The sequence below is a fragment of the Chlorobium sp. KB01 genome, assembly GCF_001975465.1.
Classification (GTDB): domain Bacteria; phylum Bacteroidota; class Chlorobiia; order Chlorobiales; family Chlorobiaceae; genus Chlorobium.
On sequence record NZ_MPJE01000024.1, the window covers coordinates 36,643 to 45,167 of the forward strand.

Below are 8,525 nucleotides of genomic sequence, written 5' to 3' on the forward strand. Positions count from 1 at the left end.
AATAACTGTATCTCCATGAAACACACCGGTGCCAGTATCATCTTCCATAACAGCAAGCAACAGGTTCTGCTCATGCTCCGCGATAACATCCCCACCATTCCCTACCCCGGGATGTGGGATCTGCCCGGTGGTCATGTAGAGCCGGATGAAACTCCTGCCGGGTGCATTGCAAGGGAGATGATGGAAGAGATTGAGATCAATGTTCAGGGTTGTACACTCTTTCGCTCCTATGATTTTTCAGACCGGACAGAGCATGTCTTTCTTCAACAACGAGAGCTTCAGATTGAGCAGATAGTTCAGCATGAAGGAGAGATGCTCCGGTGGTTCAGCCAAAGTGAAGTAGAAAATACCGAACTTGCCTACGGATTCAACCAGGTGGTGTCGGACTTTTACGCCGCATTAAACCCTTGACTCCACAGCGAAATCACCTGAATAATCCCTTGCGCAAAAACCATTTGAGGAGTTCAATGACAGACACAACCGTCGCGGCCGAAGAGATCACAATGAGCCAGTCTTCGCCGGTGAGCGGGAAGGTGCCAAAGGGTTTGCGGAGTACCGGAATGAAAATGATGGCAGCAAGCATCACCAGCTCCCAGAGGATGGCGATGTTGAGCCATTTGTTGGCGAAGGGGCGATGCAGGATCGATTTTGTTTCGGAACGGAAGTTATAGGCCTTGAAAAACTGGATCAGGACAAGGGAGACAAAGGTCATGGTCATAGCCTCCTGAAGCGATCGACCGGAAACCAGCGCCCACTGGAAGAGCGAGATATTGACTATGGTTGACCAGATGCCGCCCGTGAGCATCAGGGCAAGCACCGGGCGGGTAAATATCCCCTTTTTGGGATCGGTAGGCCGACGGAGCATGATACCCTCTTCAGCCGGGTCAACGGCAAGAGCAAGGGCCGGCAAGCCGTCAGTGGCAAGATTGACATAGAGAATCTGCACGGCGGTCAGGGGGAGAGGAATACCCATCAGGGTGGCAAAGGCCATCAGGCCGAGCTCGCCGATATTGGAGGAGAGCAGATAGGTCAGATACTTCTTGATGTTGTCGTAAATCCCCCGCCCCTCTTCAACGGCGGCAACAATGGAGGCAAAGTTGTCATCAGTGAGCATCATGGCCGATGCCTCCTTTGAAACATCGGTACCGGTAATGCCCATGGAGATGCCGATATCGGCTCTCTTGAGGGCGGGTGCATCGTTCACCCCGTCACCGGTCATGGCCACAACCTCTCCGTTTTTCTGCAAAGCTTCAACAATGCGGAGTTTGTGTTCGGGCGCAACACGCGCAAAGACCGAAATCGAACCGGACGAACGGGAGAGCTCTTCGTCACTCATCCCCTGAAGCATCATGCCGGTCACTACCCTGCCGTCGGCGAGAATCCCGAGTTCACCGGCAATAGCTTCGGCTGTCAGCGGGTGGTCTCCGGTAATCATGACCGGACGGATACCCGCGGCAATACACTGCCGGACGGCTTCGGCAGCTTCAGCTCTCGGTGGATCGATCATGCCTGCAAAACCAAGAAAGGTCATCCCTGTGGCAGCACCATCGAGTGCAGCTCCGGGTTTGACAGCAAGCGCAAGCACCCGAAGCGCCTTTCTGCCAAGCCCGTCCGCTTCAAGCAGGAGTGCCGATTTTGTCACCTCATCCAGCTCCTGAACACCATCTGCGATACGAACATGAGTGCAAAGATCGAGCAGTACCTCCGGCGCCCCCTTGACAAAGGTTTTGACTGAATCGCCGTCCCGATTGGTGGTCATCATCCGTTTGGTTTCTGAAGAGAAAGGCTGCTCATTGAGCCGATCATGCTCGATTTGAAGCTGATCCTCCTGCAATCCGGCCTTCCGGGCAAGCACAAGCAGTGCACCCTCGGTCGGATCACCAGCGACCGTCCACCCCCCTTCACTCACTTTCACGATCCGGGCATCGTTGCAGAGCACACCCGCTACAAGCAGCTCATGCAGGCTTTCAGGCAGGGGTTTACCTCCGGGAACCGTGAAGGAGCCCTTCGTATGATAACCTGAACCGCTGACCTCAATGCGGGTACCGGAGGTATAGAGCACGCGTACCGTCATCTCGTCACGGGTGAGGGTGCCGGTTTTATCGGAACAGATAACGGTTGTACTGCCAAGGGTTTCAACCGCAGAGAGGCGGCGCATGAGGGCATGTCGATTCACCATCCGCTGTACGCCGAGGGCAAGGGATATGGTGACAACAGCAGGGAGCGCCTCGGGCACAACGGCTACGGCAAGGGCAATGCCGAAAATAAGCATCTCGATAAATGACTGGCCACGAAAGACACCGAGCACAACAATCACCAGCACAATAACAAAGGCAGCACGGGCAAGCGCCGAACCGACCCTGTCAAGATTTTTCTGAAGGGGCGTTTTTTCGCTCTCAACCTGTTGCAGCATGGCGGCAATCCTGCCGAACTCGGTCTGCATACCGGTTGAGACTACGACGGCGGTGGCACGCCCGTAGCTGATTGAGGTGCCGGCAAAAACCATGTTGCGCCGGTCACCGGGGCCCGCTGCTTCAGGGAGAATAGCGGCGGACTCTTTTTCAGAGGGGAGTGACTCCCCTGTCAGTGAAGCCTCCTCGGCACGCAGGTTGAGCGCTTGCAACAGCCTCGCGTCTGCCGGAACCCGGTCACCGGCAGCAAGCATAAGAAGATCACCGGGAACCAGATCGACAGCATTGACCGTAACCTCCTTTCCGTCACGTCGAACTCTGGCCAGCGGAGCCGCCATTTGCCGGAGTGCCTCAATGGCTTTCTCTGCTTTGAACTCCTGTATAAAGCCGAGCAGCACGGCAAAAAGAACAATAACAGCAATGGCTACAGCCTCAAGCGTGTGACCGAGAAAGGCGGAGAGAAGTGTTGCAATGAGAAGGGTGATAATCAGCACATTGCGGAACTGATCCAGAAGGAGCTTCCAGGCTCCTGCCCTGCGCTCGGCCTCAATCCGGTTCGGTCCGTATCTGCCGAGCCGTGAAACCACCTCAATGGAGCTGAGCCCCTCCGAAGTGGATGCAAGTTTGTTTTGCGTCTCTTCAGCAGAGAGTGAATGCCAGGCCATAACAATCATCTTCAGCTCCGGAAAGTGGATCTCTATCTGTTTGTTCCGAACCCCCGATTACGGCGTCGGGTGATGCCCGATAAGAACCGATGCTGTCACGTTCTGTTAAAACGTCACCCTGGAGGCTTTGGAGGCCTGGTTCAGCATAAGATCACGCCAACCCGTACCGGATAGTTTTTCGGCCAGTGCAACCACAATATGGAGCGGCTCTATTCCAAGGTCAAGATTCCGGCCAAGCCCCTGCACACAGGAGGGACAGTTGGTCAGAATAACCCTGCTCTCAGTGTGCTTGCGTGATTCTTCAATGGCATCCCTCTTCCGGTGCAGCATGGAATCGGTAATGTCGGGTCGTGAGAGCGAGAGCGTACCTGCCTCAGAACAGCAGTGCGGTATCGGGGTCACTCTGCTGAAACCACCAATGGCCTGAAGGGTCTCTGCTGCCTTGCCGGTGAGCGAGTCATGACAGGGCGAATGGTAGAGATACTCTCCCTCTGTATCAAGTTTCAACCCTTTTTCAAGGCCGTAGGCGGCAACATCAATAATTTTGCCGCCGAAGAGCTTGCCGGTTTCAATAGCATCAAGCCCCTCCATACAGGTGCCGCAGGTAACCACACAGGCATCAAAGTCAAGGTAGGAGAACATCTCCCGGATCTGGCTGAAGAGAACGGTGTTGCGAAGTACCATACTCGAATACTGGTCGCTCTTGGCATTGACATGCGAAGGAAAACCGCAGCAGAGGAATGGAGGAGGAAGCACCACCCTTGTGCCGAGCTCAAGCAAAAGATGGATGGCCGCCATCGAGATGGTGGAGTTCAGACGTTCGGAACCGCATCCCGGAAAGTAGAATATATTGCCTTTCACCTCACCAGCCGGCTCAAAAACAAGTACCTGGTCCGGGCCGCACTCAGGAAGAAGGTCACGCAGGGTATCTTCCGGCACAGGAGGCACAGCAGAACGCAGAAGCCTGAGCGGGTAGAGTGCCGGTGGGTCATTTTCCGGCTGAAACGACGCCGAGAGCCGATGCCCTGCACGCTGTGCCATTCCGCCTGCGCGGAGTACCGTTTTGCGGAAGAGCGAGTTAAATGCCGGTGAACGGCTGTCAAGATAGCTCAGGGTCAATTCCGTGACCGGTGAGGAGTGTTTGAAACCCCACTCCGAAAGAATTTCCCGTTCGAGCACAGAAACCTCGCCGGTATCGATATCCACCGGACAGGGTTTGAGGCATTTATGACAGATCGTGCAGTGATCGGCAATCTCTTCAAGCCATTTAAGCAGATCAAAATCGGTTGTACGCTCGCGCTGGACGTCAAAAAGCAGCGCTTCGATAAGCGAACCTATCGCCAGATTCTTGTTGCGCGGATGATAGAACATCCCCCTTGCCGGATAGTAGACGCAGCAGTCGGTCTTGCACTTGCCGCACCGGATACAGTAGTTGACCTTCTTTGAAAGCTCCTCGATCTGTGCCCGTTTGAGAATATGCGCCTCAAGTTCAAGCAGATTGAAGGAGGGGGTAAAAATGTGCTCAAGTGCCTCAAAATCGTCAAGTTTACCGGGGTTCATCATCCCCTTCGGATCAACCTTGAGACGATACGCTCTAAGCTCCTCAACAATAGCCTTGTCAAGGTATTTAAGCTTGGTAACACCGATACCGTGCTCGCCGGAGACAACGCCTCCCAGCGCAACCACTTTTTCCATAACCCGGTCAATCACCTGGTCCGCCCGCTCAAGCATGGAGCGATCGTTGGAGAGAACCGGCACATTGACGTGAACATTGCCGTCACCGGCATGCATGTGTGTAGCCAGCACAATACGGCGGTCCCGCACCTGATGGTATGCTCCATCCAGAGCGGATTCAATATCAGGATAGCCCTGTACCAGCTCGCCGAGCTCCCTGCGGTGCTCATCGATGATCGTATGCATGCGCAGGGCTTCAGGCGAAAGTGAGCCAATCTTTTCGTCAAACAACCCGCAGAGTTCCACTCCTGCCGGAATCTTGGAGGCAAACCGGCTATCATCATCCTTGACCTTCGACGTCGAAAGAATTTCAGCGGCCCGTTTGACAAACCGTTGTTGTGCATACCGCTCTTCGGCAATATTGAGCTCATCGATAAATCGTGAAAATTCCGCAAGCGCTTCAAGCGGAATAACAATGTCCTCGTTGAGCTTGAAGGCGTTGGTCCGCCGGGCAATGGCTCCGAGCTTTTTGCGATCCGCCCAGAACCGGACTGCTTCGGCACTGTCACCGGCTTCAAACATAAGGGTATTGGGATGGTGCTCAAGCAGACTCTCCACCCGCGAAACACCGCTCTTCACCTCTTCGGGGCTGTTGCCGGCAATATCAATGAGCAGCACCGCTTTGGGCGTCTGTGCTCTCGGGGCCTTGACCTTGTAGTCGATAGCACGGATATACTCATCATCAAAATGCTCAAGGGCAAGCAGAGCTTCGCGATTCTCGGAAAGCAGCGGGAAAATTTTCGAAAGCTCAACAATAACCCGGCTGGCTTCATCCATATCAGGCCCGAAAAACTCCAGGCAGAGCGTCTGTTTTTCGGGATACCTGGGGTAAAGCACAAAAACAGCAGAGGTGATGATGCCATCGGTTCCCTCTTTCTGAAGACCGGGAACACCACCGAGCGCCTTGTTGGTAATATCCTTCCACAACCCTTTTTTACGGATATCGGTACCAAGCAGTTCAATACATTCAAGCCGTTTGCCCGAATCGCTCCATACCTCAAAAGTCACACGATCTTCATGCAGAATTTTACGCAGCCGGTGATCTACCCGCTTTACCGTCCAGTTCTCGCCTGAGGGCATGGCCATCCGCCACTCAAGCAGATTGTCGATGCAGGTTCCCCAGCGAACAGCCATCTTGCCGCCGGCATTTTCCGCAATGTTGCCGCCCACCGTACAGGACCACTCGCTGGTCGGGTCGGTAGCAAAAACAAGGCCATGCTCATCAGCCTCCTCCATCGCTTTTTCAGTAACCACACCGGCCTCGACCTCAATTACCGAAGCCTCTGCCGACATACCGTTGTCAAGCGTAAAGTCGCGAACCGAAATCCCCTTGATCCGGTTAAGTTTTTCCATATTGATAATCACGCAGCGGGAGCGGAGCGGTACAGCCCCGCCGGTCAGGCCTGTCCCGGCCCCCCTGGGGATAATGTTGAGTCCCATACCGGCAATAGCAGTAATCAGCGGAGCAACCTGTGACTCCTCGTCAGGAGTCACAACCGCTGAGGGCAGATGAAGTCGCCAGTCCGTGGCATCAGTTGCATGGGCAGCAAGGGAGAAGGGATCAAAAAGCACATTTCCGGGACCGACAACCGCGCCGAGTTCGCGCTTCAGGCGGCGGCGAAGCTCCGGAGTTTTTTTGACAGCCGAACGGAATCGCTCAAGCTGCTCCCTTACTGCGGCAACAATAACCGTCACCCTTGTCTCGCCGTTGGCAGAGCCGGCAATCGTGTCGAGCTCCTGGAATGCCCGTTCAAAAAGCCTCCGACGACGGGTTGGAGAGTCTACCAGCTCCTGAAAAAGAAAGGGGTTGCGCCGGTGAATAAGAATTTCGCCGATAATGCCCATCATCAACCGTGCAGAGCGCCCGGTCACCCTCCGTTCGCGCAGTTCATCAAGCAGTCGTACAATCTCCGGACCCATAAGAAAGGAGATCGCCTGCCGGTCACCGGCAGAGGTATAGTTGAACGGGATTTCACGCGGGGCAGTTATGGCGGCAATCACTGATTCAGGGCCTGTCATTAAGGTCATGGATAGAAAGAAAAAATGTTCCCCTGCATCTGCTGATCCCGAAACCCGATCATGGTTTCCGGATTTTCTTCCATGCAGATTTCAGGCAGAAAGAGGTGACGCAGCATAACAGGGGTTGAAATCTCAATAAAACCGATAGTTCAATTGATCATCACTCGCGACAATCAACAGCAGTCCCTTAAGGTAATAAACCGGATTCAAAGGTTGAACATTCCGAAAAAAATATCTCCTGGGCAGTAGCGAATGCTCAAGTGGATGAACGGAAACAAAACGCCCGGAACACTTCTCCTGTTCCGGGCGAATAAAGGGCGCATTCTTCGCTATGAAAGCGCTGAACGGTTACGGCTTGCAGCGGGTGGACTTGCCTGCATAATCGATATATCCCCCGCCATTCATTGGCAGCAGATTGAGGCTGCCAAAGGGATTTTCACGGTTAAGCCATTGAATGCAGTCGCTCTTGATCCAGTCGCAGAACTCCCCCTGAAAGCCGCCTTCCGAAGGATAGATGTTGATGAACTCCTTCAGCAGGGCATTGACAAAGAGACTCTCCTCTCCGCATGACTTGTAGGTATCTTTTCCAACACCGGCAGGACAGTTTTTCGGAGAGTCAGCCAAAGCGCACAACTCGCTGTTTTCAGTCAGGTAGCCACTGTGACTGCCGCGAGCAACATTGGCAACCACTGCCCAGGAGTTGCTCCCCTCTGGTGCAAGCTGAGCGAACTGGGTATTGGTGTCACCCGGAGTAGCAGACCATGCCGGAGGGTTGGAGTTTTTACTGTTGAGGCAGGCACAGTCATACTGGCCGACAATCATCAGAATCGGGAGCTTTTTTGCAGCAAGAGCTTCGCGGTATGGCTGCATACCGGGAATCAACGGAGGAAGGATTTTCTGGTCAACCGGCGAAAGCTGCAAAAGCCCTACCGGATTAGCCCTCTCGTGCGGCTGCCATTTTGACATCCGTTCCGTGTATTCCGGTAAAAACTCACGATCAAAGATCACCGGATCGAATAACCGGTAAGATTTTCTTCCAAGCTCCTGCAGTGTCTCAAAGCCGCAAGCTGCTGCCTGTGCATGCGCACCGCCTACTGAGTGACCGGCAAAAATCACATTATTACATCCCGGCTTCATGAACCGGTTTTTTTCGGCCGCATTTGGATCAAAAATTTCAAGCCCCCGGTTTTTCTCTTCCTGCCGGAAGAAAAAATCGGTAGCACCATACTTGATGAGATAGGAGGCTGCGGCATAGGCCTCCTGTCCGACTCTCGGATTGCCGCCTATATCAATCCAGGGAACCCCTTCAAACTGCATATGCGAGGTGGTAACAAAGGCCATGGCCCAGTTTTTTTCAACAATTGCCGAGGAGTAATTGTAGAAAGCTGAAGGATTGATACCGAAAAGCGGATTGTCATCAGTGAAGGCACCGATAATTTTTTTTGGATAAAAGAGCAGGTCGTTGCCGATCAGGAAGCCGTGGTTGAACATGACAAGGCCTTCTGCATTGCGGTTTTCAGGATAAAAAACTTCGATGACCACCTCCATGAACTGGGGAATCTGCCAGTCATACTGTATCCAGGCATGGATACGGTCAAAACAGTAGTTATTAATGCGAATCGGCTTCATGACTGATGCCTAAACTGAGCGATTTGTATCCGTAGACCTCTGTCTTAGGTACCCGATTGGGAAATAA

The 8,525-nt window shown here is 53.6% G+C and carries 4 protein-coding genes; 1 reads left to right on the forward strand and 3 read right to left on the reverse strand.

Annotation, left to right across the window (positions count from 1 at the left end):
* Window positions 1–15: 15 nt before the first annotated feature.
* Window positions 16–411, forward strand: a complete 396-nt coding sequence (locus BOO20_RS02400; RefSeq protein WP_076790187.1) for an NUDIX hydrolase — start codon at window positions 16–18, stop codon at window positions 409–411.
* Between the two features lie 13 nt (window positions 412–424).
* Here BOO20_RS02400 and BOO20_RS02405 read toward each other — a convergent pair whose 3' ends face one another.
* From BOO20_RS02405 to BOO20_RS02415, 3 genes are all read right to left on the reverse strand, one after another.
* Window positions 425–3,085: a cation-translocating P-type ATPase gene (locus BOO20_RS02405; protein WP_076790189.1), complete on the reverse strand. Its 2,661-nt coding sequence runs from the start codon at window positions 3,083–3,085 to the stop codon at window positions 425–427.
* Window positions 3,086–3,181: 96 nt separating this feature from the next.
* Complete coding sequence (locus BOO20_RS02410; protein WP_076790192.1) at window positions 3,182–6,838, reverse strand: DUF3683 domain-containing protein; 3,657 nt, start codon at window positions 6,836–6,838, stop codon at window positions 3,182–3,184.
* A 339-nt stretch (window positions 6,839–7,177) separates the two neighbouring features.
* Window positions 7,178–8,458 carry a hypothetical protein gene (locus BOO20_RS02415; RefSeq protein WP_076790195.1) on the reverse strand — a complete coding sequence of 427 codons (1,281 nt, stop codon included), beginning with the start codon at window positions 8,456–8,458 and terminating at the stop codon, window positions 7,178–7,180.
* Between the last annotated feature and the right edge of the window lie 67 nt (window positions 8,459–8,525).

What these genes read in the sequence shown, in the direction of transcription:
- BOO20_RS02410 (WP_076790192.1), bottom strand. Translation starts at nt 6,838, where the DNA reads ATGACCTTAATGACAGGCCCTGAATCAGTGATTGCCGCCATAACTGCC.
- BOO20_RS02405 (WP_076790189.1), bottom strand. Translation starts at nt 3,085, where the DNA reads ATGATTGTTATGGCCTGGCATTCACTCTCTGCTGAAGAGACGCAAAAC.
- BOO20_RS02400 (WP_076790187.1), top strand. Translation starts at nt 16, where the DNA reads ATGAAACACACCGGTGCCAGTATCATCTTCCATAACAGCAAGCAACAG.
- BOO20_RS02415 (WP_076790195.1), bottom strand. Translation starts at nt 8,458, where the DNA reads ATGAAGCCGATTCGCATTAATAACTACTGTTTTGACCGTATCCATGCC.